This is a genomic window from Curtobacterium sp. PhB170, assembly GCF_003752345.1.
Taxonomy (GTDB): domain Bacteria; phylum Actinomycetota; class Actinomycetes; order Actinomycetales; family Microbacteriaceae; genus Curtobacterium.
In genome coordinates this window covers 431,457-447,318 of record NZ_RJUM01000010.1, presented here as the reverse complement: position 1 = coordinate 447,318, position 15,862 = coordinate 431,457, and the positions used below count along the sequence as shown (strand labels likewise).

Annotated in this window: 15 protein-coding genes; 1 reads left to right on the top strand and 14 read right to left on the bottom strand. The window is 71.3% G+C overall.

What is annotated here, in order from left to right:
- Window positions 1–22 precede the first annotated feature (22 nt).
- On the top strand, window positions 23–568 hold the full coding sequence (locus EDF40_RS10035; RefSeq protein WP_123339413.1) for a GNAT family N-acetyltransferase: 546 nt from the start codon (window positions 23–25) through the stop codon (window positions 566–568).
- 104 nt (window positions 569–672) lie between these two features.
- Here EDF40_RS10035 and EDF40_RS10030 read toward each other — a convergent pair whose 3' ends face one another.
- From EDF40_RS10030 to EDF40_RS09965, 14 genes are all read right to left on the bottom strand, one after another.
- A complete protein-coding gene (locus tag EDF40_RS10030) occupies window positions 673–1,194 on the bottom strand; it encodes a hypothetical protein (protein ID WP_123339412.1) in 522 nt (173 codons plus the stop codon).
- Window positions 1,195–1,266: 72 nt separating this feature from the next.
- Window positions 1,267–1,479 (bottom strand): hypothetical protein, encoded by a 213-nt coding sequence (locus EDF40_RS10025; protein ID WP_139179591.1) that lies wholly within the window; start codon window positions 1,477–1,479, stop codon window positions 1,267–1,269.
- Between the two features lie 64 nt (window positions 1,480–1,543).
- On the bottom strand, window positions 1,544–1,774 hold the full coding sequence (locus EDF40_RS10020) for a hypothetical protein (protein WP_017887929.1): 231 nt from the start codon (window positions 1,772–1,774) through the stop codon (window positions 1,544–1,546).
- Window positions 1,775–1,808: 34 nt separating this feature from the next.
- Window positions 1,809–4,979, bottom strand: a complete 3,171-nt coding sequence (locus tag EDF40_RS10015) for a GH92 family glycosyl hydrolase (RefSeq protein ID WP_260212647.1) — start codon at window positions 4,977–4,979, stop codon at window positions 1,809–1,811.
- Between the two features lie 47 nt (window positions 4,980–5,026).
- Window positions 5,027–6,631 carry a serine/threonine-protein kinase gene (locus EDF40_RS10010; protein WP_185002954.1) on the bottom strand — a complete coding sequence of 535 codons (1,605 nt, stop codon included), beginning with the start codon at window positions 6,629–6,631 and terminating at the stop codon, window positions 5,027–5,029.
- Window positions 6,632–6,851: 220 nt separating this feature from the next.
- On the bottom strand, window positions 6,852–7,673 hold the full coding sequence (locus EDF40_RS10005; RefSeq protein WP_123339410.1) for a phosphatase PAP2 family protein: 822 nt from the start codon (window positions 7,671–7,673) through the stop codon (window positions 6,852–6,854).
- A gap of 48 nt (window positions 7,674–7,721) precedes the next feature.
- Window positions 7,722–9,407, bottom strand: a complete 1,686-nt coding sequence (locus EDF40_RS10000) for a bifunctional 3'-5' exonuclease/DNA polymerase (RefSeq protein WP_123339409.1) — start codon at window positions 9,405–9,407, stop codon at window positions 7,722–7,724.
- Between the two features lie 48 nt (window positions 9,408–9,455).
- Entirely contained in the window at window positions 9,456–9,662 is a 207-nt protein-coding gene (locus EDF40_RS09995) for a hypothetical protein (protein ID WP_111083557.1), read from the bottom strand.
- 34 nt (window positions 9,663–9,696) lie between these two features.
- Entirely contained in the window at window positions 9,697–10,470 is a 774-nt protein-coding gene (locus tag EDF40_RS09990) for a hypothetical protein (protein ID WP_123339408.1), read from the bottom strand.
- Window positions 10,467–11,327: a carbohydrate ABC transporter permease gene (locus tag EDF40_RS09985; protein ID WP_165901014.1), complete on the bottom strand. Its 861-nt coding sequence runs from the start codon at window positions 11,325–11,327 to the stop codon at window positions 10,467–10,469. Before EDF40_RS09985 ends, EDF40_RS09990 begins: the two co-directional genes overlap by 4 nt.
- Window positions 11,324–12,301 (bottom strand): carbohydrate ABC transporter permease, encoded by a 978-nt coding sequence (locus tag EDF40_RS09980; protein ID WP_111083559.1) that lies wholly within the window; start codon window positions 12,299–12,301, stop codon window positions 11,324–11,326. The genes EDF40_RS09985 and EDF40_RS09980 overlap by 4 nt, the downstream gene beginning before the upstream one ends.
- 11 nt (window positions 12,302–12,312) lie before the next feature.
- Window positions 12,313–13,638 carry a sugar ABC transporter substrate-binding protein gene (locus tag EDF40_RS09975; protein WP_123339407.1) on the bottom strand — a complete coding sequence of 442 codons (1,326 nt, stop codon included), beginning with the start codon at window positions 13,636–13,638 and terminating at the stop codon, window positions 12,313–12,315.
- A 23-nt stretch (window positions 13,639–13,661) separates the two neighbouring features.
- Window positions 13,662–14,912, bottom strand: coding sequence for a Gfo/Idh/MocA family protein (locus tag EDF40_RS09970; RefSeq protein WP_123339549.1), 1,251 nt, complete (start codon window positions 14,910–14,912; stop codon window positions 13,662–13,664).
- A 148-nt stretch (window positions 14,913–15,060) separates the two neighbouring features.
- Complete coding sequence (locus EDF40_RS09965) at window positions 15,061–15,849, bottom strand: DeoR/GlpR family DNA-binding transcription regulator (protein WP_165901013.1); 789 nt, start codon at window positions 15,847–15,849, stop codon at window positions 15,061–15,063.
- Window positions 15,850–15,862: the final 13 nt, after the last annotated feature.

The following is a 15,862-nucleotide window of genomic DNA, read 5'->3' as shown; positions in this document are numbered from 1 at the left end:
GTCCGTCGGGCAGGGTGGAGTCGTGCTCCACGACCTCACCCTGCCCGTCCGCCTGTCCGCCCGCGCCGGTTCGGTGGTGGTGCGGAACGCGGCCGACGGCGACCTCGACGCCCTGATGGCGCTGTTGTCCGACGACCCGATCAGTGCCGCCCGCGGCGATGTCGCCGCCCCGGAGGACCGCCCGCAGTACGCCGCGGCCCTTCGATCGATCACCGAGGACCCGACGAACGCGCTGCTGGTCGCCGAGGACGAGTCCGGTCGGCTCGTCGGCACACTGCAGCTCACCCGGATCCCGGGCATGGCCCGCCGCGGTTCGACGCGGCTGCTCGTCGAGGCGGTGCGGGTCAGCAGCGCACTCCGCTCCGGTGGCATCGGCAGCGCGCTGATGCGCTGGGTGACCGACGTCGCAGCGCCGGACCTCGGGACCCCGCTCGTGCAGCTCACCTCGGACGCCGCCCGGACGGATGCGCACCGGTTCTACGAGCGCCTCGGCTTCACCGGATCGCACGTCGGCTTCAAGTACCGGGTCCCCGACCCTTCCGCCATCCCGCCTGATATGTCACACTGAGACCAGTCGCCCCATCGAGGTGGGTGCGGAAGTGATCCCCGGGAGCTCCTGCGGTATAGCGGGGCCCGGGGATTCGCGCGTTCACCGACGGTGTTCGTGGACGCTCAGCACGTGATCCAGCTGCTCGAGATAGGCCGTTTCCCTCGCCGAGCCAGCGCGACCACGCCGCAGACCGCATCCGCCGCCCAGAGAAGTGGCTCGCGACCACCCGGCAGGTGCTCGAACACGAGCCCGTGAACCAACTTGCGTGACCGCAGGGCGTCAAGGTGCGCGCGATCGTTCCGGTCCGAGGGCCCGCGAGATTCGAGGACAACTCGGTCGACACCGCTCGCGCGGAGTTCGAGGATCAAGTGCTCAAGAGCAAGACGGCGACGACGCTCGCTCCGGACGGATCGGTCAGTCACGATCACGACCCCGATGGCTTCGAACGGATGGTCGCACAGCATCCCGACGATCCCGGTACGGTGCCGGGCGTCGCTCTCAGACCAGTGCAGCTTCCGCGCCGATCGTGGCTTGATGGCGCAGAGCGAGTCCCGGAACCGCTCAGCATCGCTGTCGGCAACCGTCACCGCCCCGAGGATGTACGCGCCGGGGTCACGTTCGTCTCCGGGCTCGGACTCGTCCACGTAAGCCGTCGGTACCATTCTGGAATACTAACGACCAGATGGGGCCGCATGGCCAATTCGACCGGGCGCGCGCTAGTCGTCGGAGGCGGAGCCCGCAGACCTCGGCGTCGGCACGTTCACGTCGACCGGGGACACCCCGGCGGGGTCGGCGGAGGCACCACCCACGACGTCGAACGAGATCCCGAGCATCGCCGGGTCCTCGTCGAGTTCGAGCCCGTCTTGACGGACCTGGTCCTCTGGGATTGCACGGCCACCGGACGGGTCCCACGAGTTCGCGATCGACATGCGCACGAGCATGCCCGAGCCGCTTGGCAATCGCCCAAGAAACCCCGGAGGACCCCCGGAACGGTCAGAGGTCGTCCGGGTGCAGCCGCTCGCCGGCGTGCGGACGCCGGAACACCGGGCCGCCGCCGGCCTCGTCCTCATCGTGGTGGCTGACGGGCGAGACGCTCGGGTCGGCGGAGTCGTCGCCGACGTCGGCGCCGCGGTCCTCCTCCATCTCGAGTTCGGACTCGTCACTGCCGTCCACGGGGATGGACCGGCCCTGCTGTTCGGGATCGAACGGTGCGCTCATCGACATGGCGCGAGCATGCTCCCGCTCGGTGAACGCCGGGTCAACGCTGTCCGTCGGCCGCGATGAGCTCGAGCTGCGTCAGCGTCAGGTCGGTGCCGGCGGTGAACGTGAACGACGAACCACCGCCGATGATCCGGAACACCCGGGTCTGCCCGGCCCACGTGAACTCGGCACCGTCGACCGCCGTGACCGTCTCGCCGAGGGACACCTGCCACGAGTACGAACCCGGGGTCGCCACCGTCACGGTGTACAGCGACGCGGCGGGGCAGTCCACGTCGAACGACACCGACTCCCCCGCGGCGAGCGCCGTGAGGGTCCGTCCGGTGTCGTCGACCAGTGGCGACGAGCCCTCCGAGGACATCCCGACGGGCAGCAGGTCGACCGGGGCGTCCCGGTAGCCGTGCACCTCGGAGGCCGAGACCGGGCGGGTGTCCGATGCCCACCCCTGCGGTTCGGACGACAGCGTGAAGACGATGCGCGACGCCGACACCACCACGTGGTGCGGGATGCTGACCGAGGTCCAGGGCGAGCCGTCGACCGTCACCGACGCGACGTAGGCACCTGCGGAACCGTCGGCGACCTCGATGACGGTCTCCGCGCCTCCCGGCTGCCGCAGCACCGTCCTGCGGACCGACGGCGGGACGAGCACGTAGGTGCCCGTGGACGGCGCCAGCGGGTACAGGCCGATCGTCGCGAAGACGTACCAGGCGCTCATCTCGCCGTTGTCCTCGTCGCCGGGGTAGCCCTGGCCCAGGTCGGAACCGACGAAGAGTCGTTCCAGAGCCGAGCGGACGATCCGGTGCGCGTCGTCGTGCCGACCGGTGAACATCGGGAAGAACGGGATGTGGTGCGCCGGCTGGTTGGACAGGCCGAGCATGCCCATCCGGACGTCGCGGGCCTCGGTCATCTCGTGGATGGGGAAGCCGTACGCGCCGGATCGGACGGTCGCGCCGGTCTCGGGCGTCGCGAAGAAGGCGTCGATCGTGGCGTCGAACCGCGCCGGGCCGCCGTGCAGGTCCACGATGCCGGCGCCGTCGTGGGGTGCGGTGAAGGCAGTACCCCACGCGTTCGTCTCGGTGTAGTCGTCGCCCCAGTCGCGCGGGTCGAACTCGGTGCCGACCCGCCACGAGCCGTCGGGGTCGCGGCCGATGAAGAAGCCCCGCTCGGAGTCGAACACGTGCCGGTACTGCAGCGATCGACGGGCGAACCACTCCGCCTCGGCCTCGTACCGGGACAGGTCGGCGGGCGTGCCCGCCCGCGACGCGAGCAGCCCCGCCATCACCGCGAGTCCCCAGTCGTTGATGGCGGCGTCGAGGGTCCAGGACATCCCCTCGGACGTCGCGGTGTCGACGTGGCCGCGGAAGGCGCCCGGGAGGCTCCCCTTCCGTCCGACACGCTCGTCACGCGGCGGGACGGTCGCGTTCCGCACGGCGCTCCGGTACGCCTCGGCGAGGTCGAACCCGGTGATGCCCTTCGCCGCGAGGTCGGCGAAGACGGTGTCGCTCGTGGTGCCCGTCATGCAGTCCTCGGCGCCGGGGGCGCTCCAGCGCGGCGTCCACCCGCCGTCGTGGTGGTGCTCGACGAAGCCCTGCGCGAGCTCGCCGGCGGTCTCCGGGGTGAGGAGTCCGAGGAGCGGCCAGGCGGTGCGGTAGGTGTCCCAGAACCCGTTCGTGGTGGTGAACGGCCCCTCGACGACCTCCGGCCCGGGCTCGTCGCGGATCGGGTCGGCGAGGACGGCTCCGTACGGGGAGCGGTGGTGCGGCGACCCGGTCAGGGCGGTCTCGCCGGCACGGTTCGGGTAGAGGAACAGCCGGTAGAGGCCGGAGTACAGGCTCACCAGCTGGTCCGGGGTGGCTCCGTCGAACGACAGGGTCGCGAGCTTCTCCGTCCAGAGCGCCTCGGCGCGGGTGCCCATGGCGTCGAAGGAGCCGGCGGCGTCGAGGTTCGCGCGGGCGTCCTCGATGGAGACGGTGGAGATGCCGAGCAGGACGTCGACGACAGCGGTGCCGTCCACGGCCAGCCAGCCGCGCAGCTCGTGCTCGCCGATGCTGGTGTGGTCCGCGGTCACGTGCGGGATCCGGACGTGCACGTGGTGTGGCGGGGTGCCGGGGCGGTCGTCGAGCAGGGCCTCGACCACGGCGGTGCCGTCGGTCACGGTCACGGAGACGTCGGAGACCCACCCGTGGTGGTCGAGCACGATGCTGCGGGTGCCGGTGAACCGGAAGCCGAGGGCGAACTCCCCCGCGGTCATCTCGGCCGTCACACCCTGGTCGAGGGCGACCCGGTACCGGTGCGGACCGTCGATCTCGTCGTCGTGGTCGAAGCCGAGCGCGCGGGCGGCCCGGTCGACGTCGGGGGTGTCGAGTGGCGACGGCATGACCTGGAACACCCCGCGGTCCCCCATCCACGGCGACGGGATGTGGCTCGTCGCGAACGCCTGGATCGCCGGTCGAACCCGGCCGTCGGCTTCGGTGCGGGAGTGCTCCTGGTACGCGTACGGCCAGCGGTTGCTCGACGCGTCGGTCATCGGCAGGCCGAAGACCCCGCCGTGCGGGATGCCGACGAGCGGCGCGTTGTTGCCGCGGGAGAACCGGGACGAAGCCTGCGTGCCGCGGGTCGTGCGGACGTGGTCGAGCGGCGTGACCGGTGCCGGGCGTGCCGGGGCGATCCGGACGTCGTCGAGCCAGCCGCGCAGGGCTGGACGCTCCCCGTCGGCGTCCGACGGCTGCGTGTCGGAGCCGAGCCGGGCCTCCAGTCGGTCGACGACCAGCCCCGCGAACGGCGTGAGGTCCACCGCGCGACGGTTCCACTGGTCGACCCACTGCTTGCGGGCCGCGTCCTGCGCCTCGGGCGTGAGCGGGTCGCCGTACTGGTCGCGAGCCTGTCCGCCACGCACGGCCTGGTGCTCGCTCAATCGTGTGCCGTCGGTGAAGACGACGTCGACGGCGAAGGCCGTGGCGTCCCAGAAGTGCGGCAGGTCCGCCTCGGTGGGCTCGGTGGCGCCCTGCGGCAGCGTGCGTTCGGGGAACCAGACCCACGACAGTTCGTCGCCGGGTGCGACCACTCGGCCTCCGGAGCCGGGGACGAGCGCCACGACGGCGCCGTCCCCCGCTGGTCGTTCGACCAGCCACCCCTCCGACGATCCGAAGCCGACACCGTTCCGCGCCGCGACGGCCGTCGTCGGCCCACCGCTCCGTTGCAGTTCTCGCACGGGTCCAGCGTATTTGGTCCAGCGTCTGGACGAAAACGCTCGGCGTGTCAGCCCTTGTTCTGCCCGGGCGCGTTCTCGGATTTGCCGGGCCCGGAGTCGACCGCGGTGTCCGCCGCGCCGGTGCCGTCCTGGGGTTGCTGCACCGGGTTGGACGCCGGGCTGCTCGGCTCGGGACCGACCGGCGGGTCCTGCGTCGGTTGCGCCGGTTCGCTCGGTTCCTCGCTCGGCTGCTCAGCAGGCTCGGACGGTTGCTCGGCCGGTTCGGAGGGCTGCTGCTCGGCCGGTTCGCTCGGCTGCTGCTGCTCGTCGCTCGGCTGTTGGTCCTCGCTCGGCTCCTGCTCGGGCGGTGCGGTCGAGGTCGAGTCGGTCGGTGCGGGCGTGCTGTCGCCGTCCCCGTTCAGGGCGAAGACCGCGACACCGATGCCGACGAGCACCAGGATCACCACGACGATCGCCGTGATGATCGGTCCCTTGCGCCGCTTCTCGCGCTGCGCCGGGTCGTCACCGGTGCCCGGGCGGACGGGCGGGGCCGCGGGTGGCACCCCTCCGCCGGCGCCGGTCGGGCCGCCGGCGCCGCGCTGGGCACCGAGGACGGTGGTCGAAACGTCGTCCGCGACGTTCGGCTGCTGGGCGTCCATCACGCGGGTCGCGTCGTCCGCACCCGACTGTCCACCCGGACGGGAGGCGCCAGTCGCCGGCATCACGCGGGTCGCGTCGTCCGCGTACGCGGCCATCGGAGCCGTGGCTGCGGCGGCGGCACCGGCTGCGGCGGCACCGGCCGCCGCACCGCCTGCGGCCGCCGTGAGTGTTCCGGGCCCGCCGGGCAGGAGCTGCGTGGCGGTCGAGGGCTCGTCGCGGCCCAGGGCGCGCAGTCGTTCGGCTGCCTCGGCCGCGCTCGGGCGCTCGGACGGGTCCTGCGCGGTCATCACGTGCAGCAGCGTGCGCCAGGCCGTCGGCAGGTGCTGGTCGATCTCCGGGCTGCGGGTCAGCCGCGCGGTCGCGGACTCGATCGCGCTGCCCGGGAACGGCGTCTTGCCGGTCATGCACTCGAGCAGCACCAGCCCGAGCGCGTAGACGTCGGCCTTGCCGGTGATCTCCTGCGCGAGGACCTGCTCCGGCGCCAGGTACGCAGCCGTCCCCATCACGGTGCCGGTGCCGGTCACGCGCGAGGCGTCACGGAGCAGGGCGATGCCGAAGTCGGCGAGCTTGACGTGGGTGCCGTCGCGTTCGAGCAGCACGTTGGCGGGCTTCACGTCGCGGTGGACGATGCCCTGCGCGTGCACGGCGCTCAGCCCGTCGGCCACCTGCGAGCCGACACGGGCCGCGGTCGTGGGGTCGAGCGGTCCCTCGCGCAGTCGGGTGGCGAGGTCGCTGCCGGGGACGAGCTCCATGACGAGGTACGAGTCCCCGTCCTCGTCGTCGAGGGCGGCGTCGTACAGGGTGACGAGGGTCGGGCTGCGCAGTGTCGCGAGGGTCTGGATCTCCGACTCGGCTCGGGCTCGTTCACCGTGGTCGACCGGTCCGATGCGGAACACCTTGACGGCGACCTCGCGGCCGAGCTGCTCGTCGACCGCCCGGTACACGGACGCCATGCCACCGTGTCCGAGCGTGCCCGTGACGCGGTACCTGCCGCCGAAGACCCGTTCTTCCATGCGGGGCAACCTACCCGTAGCGGCTGACGGGGCTCTGCCGCCGGTCCCTGATCGGTCGAGTCCCGGAGCTTGGTGAGCAGAAGGTGTCGAGTGCATTCGGCCGACTCGACCTCTTCTGCTCACGAGATGCGCGCGCGGCCTCACCGCGGGTCATCTCACGCCGCTCAGAGGAGAGTCGTTCAAGTGTTGGAGCAATTACTGGAACAGTGGCCACATCGGTTCAGGTCTTCTTGACGATGTCGGCGTCCGGGGTGGGTTCGGCACCGTGGCGGAGCGCCGTCAGGTACAGCCGGTGCGCGGTGACCACGAGGGCGAGCCAGGCGAGCCCCAGCGCCCACGCCGCCAGAACGTCGGTGAGCCAGTGGTGCCCGAGGAACACCCTCGAGGCCCCGACCGACAGCACGAACAGGGTGCCGACGACGATCGTCCACACCCGCGTGACGACCCGCGACTGTCGCAGGAGCAGCAGGTACACGATCGTCCCCACGATCACCGTCGCGTTGAGGGTGTGGCCGGACGGGAACGACGGCGAGTGCTCGTACGGCGGCACCGCGTCGGAGAGCGGCGGACGCGCTCGACCGATGAGGTCCTTGCCCGCGATCGTCATGAGCAGCGAGCCGCCACTCGCCGCGACGAGCAGCACCAACGGGGTCCACGCCCGACGCTGGATGGTGAACCCGACCAGGAACCCGAGGGCGACGATGGGCATGCCGATCGTGCCCGCGATGTCGGTCCACCACGTGACCAGGCGATCCCCCACGGGCGACCGGAGGGTGAGTGCCCAGTCGAGCACCGGACGGTCGAGCACCGCGACGTCGTCGGCTTCGCGGACGGCGTCGTAGACCTCGGAGGCGAGCCAGGTCGCAACGACGGCGATGCCGATCCCGACGGCCAGCGTGAGCAGCAGGAGCGGCATCGCGCCGTACCGGTGGCCGAGGGTGGTCCACCCCTGCGCGGTCGCCCGGCCCGCGCGGGTGCGCCAGCGGGTGAGGTCGACCTCGCCGACGGTGCGGTCGGCGGCGTCCCCGCGTTCGGTGTCCATCCCTCCAGCCTGCCCGAAGCGCCCGGGAACCGCCGAGGCAGGTACCGGTCAGTCCTTCGCCTCGGAGTACGCCCCCACCACCGCGACCGACAGCGGGAACGTCACCGGGAAGTCCTGGAACAACAGCCGACCGGCATCGACCGCGGCGTCACGGATCTGCGTCGCCACCCACTCGGCGTGCTCCTCCGGCGCGTGCACCACGATCTCGTCGTGCACGAAGAACACCAGGTGCGGGCCGTCCGTCACGGCCCCGGGGAACCGCGCGGTGAGCCGGGAGCGCAACGACCCCATCCACGCGAGCGCCCACTCGGCCGCGGTCCCCTGCACCACGAAGTTCCGGGTGAACCGCCCCCAGCTCCGCGCCCGTGACTCGACGGCACGCTGCATCGCCGGGGTCCCCTCGACCGTGTAGGCCTGGTTCCTGGCCTCGAACCACGACGGCTCCGGCACGGGCGACGTCCGACCGAGCAGCGTCGTGACGGGTTCGCCCCGCTCCCCCGCGCGTGCGGCGCGTTCGACCAGGTCGAGCGCGCGCGGGAACGCCCGCACCAGGCGCGGGACGAGCCGACCACCCTCGCCCTGGGTGGCGCCGTACATCGCGCCCAGCATGGCCACCTTCGCCTGCTGCCGGGTCTCGACTGCGCCCGAGGCCACGACGCCGTCGTACAGGTCGCGTCCGTCGCCCGCGGAGGCCATCGCGCGGTCACCGGCCATCGCGGCGAGCACGCGCGGCTCCAGCTGCGCAGCGTCAGCCACGACGAGCTTCCAGCCCGGGTCGGCGACGACCGCCCCGCGGATGCCCTTCGGCAGCTGCATCGCTCCCCCGCCGTCGGCCGCCCAGCGTCCGGTCACGACGCCGCCGACCACGTACTTCGGGTGGAACCGGCCGTCGCGCACCCAGTCGTCGAGCCACGTCCAGCCGTTCGCCGTCAGGAGCCGCGCGAGTCGCTTGTACTCGAGCAGCGGTTCGATGACGGGGTGCTCGATCTCCTGCAGCTCCCACTTGCGGGTGCTCGTCACCATGAGCCCGGCACGGCGCAACGACCGCAGGACGTCGGCCGGCGAGTCCGGGTTGAGCGTCGGGTCGTCGAGGCGCTCACGGACGACGGCGGCGATCTCCTCGAGCCGGCGCGGCCGCACGCCGTACGGGACGCGCGGCCCGAGCGTCTCCTCGAGCAAGCGTTCGTGCACGTCGGCACGCCACGGCAGCCCCGCGTGCAGCATCTCCGCCGCGACGAGGGCTCCGGCGGACTCCGCCGTCGTCAGCAGACGGAGGGCACCGGGCGACGTCGACCCCGCGACCGCCGCGAGCTGGGCCCGGAACTCGGCGACCGGGTCGACGTCGTCGTCCGGCACCGACGCGGTGAACAGGGCGTCGTCGAAGAGCTGGGCCTGCGTCGGCCGGACGACCCGGGCCTCCGCCACCGGCGCGTCGAGCGCGTCCGCCGGTGCGGCCGCGAGTGCGGAACCGCGCGCGGCCAACGCTGCGCGCAGGATCCGTCGGCACAACCGCAGGTCGACGCAGCGCCCCACGCGTCCGCCGGCGGCGAGCACGGCCGGGTACCAGCGTGCGGTGTCGTCCCACACCCAGCGCACGCTCGGTGCGTCGTGCGCCGCGACGAAGGCCGGGAGGCCCGACTCGTCCACGCGCATCGGCTCACCATCAGCGGTCCCCGAGTCGGTCAGGGGCGTCGCGAGGACGCCGCCGTCGACACGGCGGAGGACGAGGTGCACGGAACGATCATGCCGTGCCCCACCGTCACCGGCTGACGGGGTGACGGTTCAGGCGCGCTTCGGACCGCCGGGGCGCACGGCTGCGGTGTCGGCGACGTCGATGCGGACGTCGCCGTCCTCGGCGCGGGACACCTCGACCCGGGGGTCGGCGTCGTGCGCGTCGGACCCGGACATGCGCCGGAAGGTGTCCTGGCGTCGTTCCTCGAACGTCATGTCCACGCCGTCGTCGAGGTGGTCGTGGTCGGGCTTCGTCATGCGCTGCACGGTACGCGCTGGCTGCTGCGCGCGATCAGACGACGGGTGCGGTGCCGGTCCGTTCGGTCCAGTGCGCGCCCGCCGCCCACCGGTCGAGCACCGCCCGGGGCAGGCGACCGGACGCGTTCGAGGCGCGCGCCGTGGCCAGCGGCACGCCGAACACGAACTTCGCCACGCTCTCGTCCCCCTCGGCGGCGTCGTGCGGGCCGGGCGGCGCGAGCCGGAACCGTCGCGCGAAGCGCACCAGGTTCGCATCGGGACCGAGCACCGTGGCCAGACCGGGATCGAGGATCCACGAGCGGCACTGCCACCGACCGGCGGCGAGCGCCGGTGCGAGGGCTCGCAGGACCTCCGGCGCGCGGGAGAACGACCGGTCGCAGGCGTCCGGATCGAGCGGCCCGCTCTCCGGGACGTGGACGCCCCAGGCCGGCTGGCCGTCGGGCAGGTGGTCGCCGAGTTCGTACTGGAGGCGCCCCACGGCCACCACGCGACCGGTCGCCACCGCGACGAGCCAGTCCACCCCCGTGCCACGCAGACCGTACCGGTCGAGTTTCCGGCCGACGTCGGCGACGGACGCCTCCGCCAGGCTGCGCGGGAGTCCCCGCGCCTCGAGCGCCGCGGCGTTGCCGGGCACGGACGCGCGGAACGCGGCGACCAGCAGGGCGTCCCGCTGGGCGGGCTCCGCGTCGGCGACGGTGGCGGCCAGTGCGGCCGCCACCGTGGCGGAGTCGTCCGGCGACCCCACGGCGGCGGCGAGGACCGCGACGGACGCGGGACGGGCCTCCTGGCCGGGGGTGTCGGCGGTCACTTCAGACCGGACGAGGCGAGCCCGTCCATCACCCGCCGCTGCAGGACGATGAACATGATGAGCACCGGGGCCATGGCCATCAGGCTCGCGGCCATGAGCACCGGGTAGTCGATCGTCCGGTCGCTCGACAGCGTCGCGAGTCCTGCGGCAAGGGGCATGTCCTCGGCACGGGTCGAGACGACGAGCGGCCAGAGCAGCTCGTTCCACGACCACAGCACCGTCGTGATCGCGAGCACGCTGATCGAGGGACGCGCGAGCGGCAGCATGATCCTCCAGAAGGTCTGGAACGGGTTCGCGCCGTCCATGCGCGCAGCCTCTTCGAGCTCGGGCGGCATGTTCAGGAACGCCGTCCGCATCAGGAAGGTGCCGAACGCGCTGAACAGGCCCGGCGCGACGATCCCCATCAGGGTGTCGAGCCATCCGAGCCCCTGCACGATCTGGTACTGCGAGATCAGGTAGACCTGCGACGGCACGAGCAGGATCGACAACACGATCGCGAGCAGGATCGCCCGGCCGCGGAACCGCATGCGGGCGAAGGCGTAGCCGGCGAGCGTGCAGAGCACGATCTGCGCGAGGGTGCGGATGATCGTGACGTACACGGACGTGCCGAGCTGGCTGAGGAACGGCAGACGCTCGAACACCTGCGCGTAGTTCTGCCACTGCAGCTCCCCCGGCCAGAACGTCGGCGTGACGGACTGCACTTGGGCGTTCGTGGACAGCGACATGATGATCTGCCACACGAACGGGAACGCCATCGCGAAGCCGCCGACGCCGAGGACGACGTGGATCCACCAGTGACTGCCGCCGCGACGACCGGGCCGGCGTGCTGCCCGTGGCGGTGTGACGGTTGCGGTCATGCCTGCACCCACTTCCGTTGGACGCGGAACTGCACGAGCGTGACGATGCCGATGAGCAGGAAGATCACCATCGCGATCGCGGCCGCGAAGCCCTTGTCGTTGTCGATGAACCCGGCGCTGTAGAAGTAGAAGACGAGCGACATCGTCTTCGGGATCACCGGGTTGGTGCTGCCGAGGATGGCGTAGAGCAGGTCGAACAGCTGGAAGCTCGAGATCGTCGTGACGATGACCACGAAGAAGATGCTCGGGCTGAGCAGCGGGACCGTGACGGAGCGGAACTGCCGCCAGCGGCTCGCGCCGTCGAGTTCGGCGGCCTCGTACAGCTCTGGGGGGATGTCCTTGAGGCCTGCGCCGAGGATGATCATCGAGAACCCGAGGGACGACCACAGGCCGACGAAGCTCACCGCGACGAGCGCGAACCCGGGCGTCGAGATCCAGTACGGACCGTCGATGCCGAACAGTCCGATGAACCAGTTCACGATGCCGTAGTCGCCGTTGAACATGATGCGCCAGACGAGGGCGATCGCGGCCGGCATGGCGACGTAGGGCAGGAAGAAGAGCACCCGGTAGAACTGCGCGAACCGCAGGCCCGGGGTGTTCAGCAGGCTGGCGAGCCACACCGCGATCGGGATGCCGGCCAGCACGATGACCGTGTAGACGATCGTGTTGAGCAGCGACTGGTACAGCTGCGGGTCACCGGCGAGCCGGACGTAGTTCGCGACGCCGCTGAACGTCGCACCGCCGAACACGCCCCAGCTGGTGAACGAGTACCAGAACGTCTGGATGATCGGCCAGATGTAGAACGTGCCGACGCCGATGAGCAGTGGCAGGACGAACAGCCACGGCCACCAGCCGTCGGTCCGTCGGGGTGCGCGCTTGCCGCCGGCCGTCGGGCCGGGGGCGCCCCGCCCGGACGAACGCGTCGTCCGGGCGGGGGTGGAGGCGGCCTGCGGCCGCTCGGTGTTGATCGTCATCGGCTCGGGACTCACTGTTCCTTGGCGAGGGCGGCGTCCATCTTCTGCGCGAGCTGCTTCGCGACGTCGTCGACCGGGGTCGACCCGTCGAAGGCGTTCGGCAGGAGGTTGGTCTCGAGGGTGTTCCACGCGGCGGTGTTCTTCGACACCGGCAGGGGCTTGGCGTAGTCGACGGCGTCGAGGAACACCTGCAGGTCGGCGTCCGGCATCGTCTTCGTGAAGGCGGACTGCGTGCCCTCGTAGGCGGGGATGACGGCGCCCATGTCGCCCTGCTGCTGCTGGGCGGTCTTGCCGGCGAGGTAGACCTGGAGCGCCTGCGCCGCGGCCTTGTTCTTGCTCGCTTCGGACACGACGTTCGAGACACCGTGGATGACGGTCGCCTGCTCCTTGCCCTTCGGCAGGGGGTACACGACGATGTCCTTCTCCATCGCGGTGCCGGTCAGGGCCGAGCGGAACCAGCTGCCGCCCTGGTACATCGCGAGCTTGCCCGACGTGAACCACTGGTCGGCGGTGGTGTCGGTGAGCTGCTTCATCGACGGCGAAGCGCCCGAGTCGATCAGGTCCGTCCAGAACTGCAGGCCCGCTTCCGAGGCCTTCGACGCGTACTCGGACTTCGTGCCGTCCGCGTTCACGACCGATCCCCCGGCCTGGAAGATCGTGTCGTAGTAGGTCGTCTGGCCGTCCATGCCGCCGGCCGCGCCGTACGCGCCGTCGGCCTTGAGCTTCTCGCTGAGCTCGGCGCCGGTCTTCTGGAAGTCGTCCCAGGTCCAGTCCTTCGACGGCAGGTCCATGCCAGCCTTCTCGAACAGGGCCTTGTTGACCCAGACGCCGATGGTGTCGAAGTCCTTCGGCACGCCGTACTGGGTGTCGTCGTACGTGTACAGGTCGTTGAGCGCGCTCGAGTACTTCGCGGGGTCGATGTCGCCGGCCTTGACCTCGCCGGTGATCGGCGCGAGCTTGCCGTTGGCCGCGTACAGCTGGAAGTTGGGGCCGTTCATCCAGAACAGGTCGGGCAGCGTGTTGCTCGAGCCCTGGGTCTGCAGCTTCGTCCAGTAGTTGGCGAACGGCGTGACGTCGACGCTGACCTTGATGTCCGGGTACTCCTCGTTGAAGCCCTTGAGGTTGGCCTTGATCGCCTTGACCTGGTTCTCGTCCCAGACGGCGTACGTCAGGTTCGCCTTGGTGTCCTTCGCGGCGGCGGTGTAGTCGCCGCCGGAGCTCGACGCCCCGGAGGACGTGGAGCACCCGGCGAGGAGTGCGGCCGCGCCGAGGGCGGCGACGGCGCCGACGAGGATACGGCGGACGCCGGTTCCTCGGGCGGGGATGTGTGCGGTCATCGGGAGGTCCTTTCGCACGGCCGTCAGGAACCGACGGTCTGGGCGGGGTGGGTGGGGTGCGGAGCGGGTCGTGTGGAGGGTGTGGCGGGCCGGCTGAAGTGCGCGATCGTCTCGGCCGGCAGTGGCGGGACGTCGATGGGGACGGAACCGGTGCGCAGCGAACGGGTCGCCAGGGCACCGGCGGCGACCGCGGCGCGCGCCGCGATCGGGGACAGCTCCGTCGGTTCGCCGAGGGCGACGGACCGCAGGAACTCGGTCATGGTGATCAGGTCGGCGTCGGCGTGGCCGTCCTCGACGCCGTCGATCGGGTACTCGCGGTCCCCCGCGGTGTCCCAGCCACGACGGTGCGTCCAGACCTTCACGACGCCACCGCCGGTGTCGCCGATGTTCTCGAGGCGGCCCTCGGTGCCGATGACCGTGTAGTTCCGCCAGTAGTCCGGGGTGAAGTGGCACTGCTCGTAGCTGGCCTGCACGCCGTTGTCGAGCGTCATCATCACCATCGAGACGTCCTCGACGTCGACGACCGGGTTCAGCCCGGTCTGGGCGAGCGGCGGCCAGTTGTCGTGGGAGAACCAGTCCCCCATCAGCTCGCCGCTGCGGTCGCGTCGGTCGGTGACGTCGCCGTACACCGACAGCGACCCCATGCCCACGACGCGACTGGTGTCCCCGCCGCCGAGTGCGTGGATGACGTCCAGGTCGTGGCTGGCCTTCTGCAGGAGCAGGGAGTTGACGTTCGCACGGTCGGCGTGCCAGTCCTTGAAGTAGTAGTCCCCGCCGTTGCCGACGAAGTGGCGGCACCAGACGGCCTTGACCTCGCCGATCTCGCCGCGGTCGACGATCTCGCGCATCAGGCGGACGACGGCCGCGTGGCGGAAGTTGTGGCCGACGTAGAGCGGGGTGCCCGTCTCGGCGGCGGTGTTGAGGACCGCGTCGGCGTCCTCGACCGTGATGGCGAGGGGCTTCTCGAGGTAGACGGCGATGCCCGCGCGGAGCAGGTCGATCGTGATCTCGGCGTGCGTCCAGTCCGGCGTGGTCACGATCGCAGCGTCGACCTGGCCCGTGAGGTCCTGGTGGTGCTCGACCACCAGCGCGTCGGGGTACTCGTCCCGCCCGCGCTCCCGGCCCGCTGCGGTGACGTCCGCCACGGCGACGACCTGCGCCCGCAGTGCCGGGTCCGCGGCGACCGCCTCGGCGACGTGCCGTGCGATGGCGGACCGCTGGCCCATCCCGATCACCGCGACGCGGAGGATCCCGTTGTCAACGCCCATGCTCATCTCGCTCCCTTGCGTGATTGTGACGCCCATGATGCCGAATCGATCATGAATGCACAATAGGCGCTCACGGATCGCTCATGGGTCCACGACGGGAGGGTTTTACACGATCGAAACGTCGCGCCCGGGATCCGGGCGCTCGTCCGTCGGCTCAGTCGGCGACGACGAGCTCCACGCCGGCGCTGGCGAGGTCGGCTGCGAAGGCCGGCGGGACGGGCTGGTCGGTGACCAGGACGTCGATGCGGTCCAGCGGGCAGATCCTGGCGAACGTCGACCGCTCGATCTTGGTCGAGTCGGCGACCACGATGACCCGTCGGCCGACCGAGGCGAAGTGCCGGCTGACCTCGGCCTCGCCCTCGTGCATGGTCGTGGCGCCGTACTGCCCGGTGAGCCCGTCCACCCCGAGGACCACGAGGTCGAGTGCGAACTCGTCGAGGGTGTCGCGGACGAGCGGGCCGACGAGCTCGTACGACTGCCGCCGCGCCACCCCACCCGTGACCACGATCTTGACGTTGGCGCGGACGGACAGCTCGTACCCGACGTTGAGCGCGTTCGTCACGATCGTGATCCCGAACTCGCCGTCGGCACGGATGAACCGCTCGCTCTTGCCGAGTTCCCGCGCGACCTCGGTCGTGGTGGTCCCACCGTTCAGCCCGACGGTCTCGCCCGGCTGCACCAGTCGCGCGGCGGCACGGGCGATGGCGGTCTTCGCCTCGGCCTGGCGCGCGATCTTGTACTGCAGGGGCAGTTCGTAGCCGGCCCCGAGCGCCGCTGCTCCGCCGTGCGTGCGCGTGACGAGCCGCTGGTCGGCGAGCGTCGTGAGGTCGCGTCGGGCCGTGGCGGCCGAGATCCCCAGCAGCTCCCCGATCTCGGCGATCGACACGTTGCCGCGTTCGCTCACCAGTTCGAGCAGGGCGTTCAGCCGCTGTTGGGGGGTCATGACGGCCATCCTA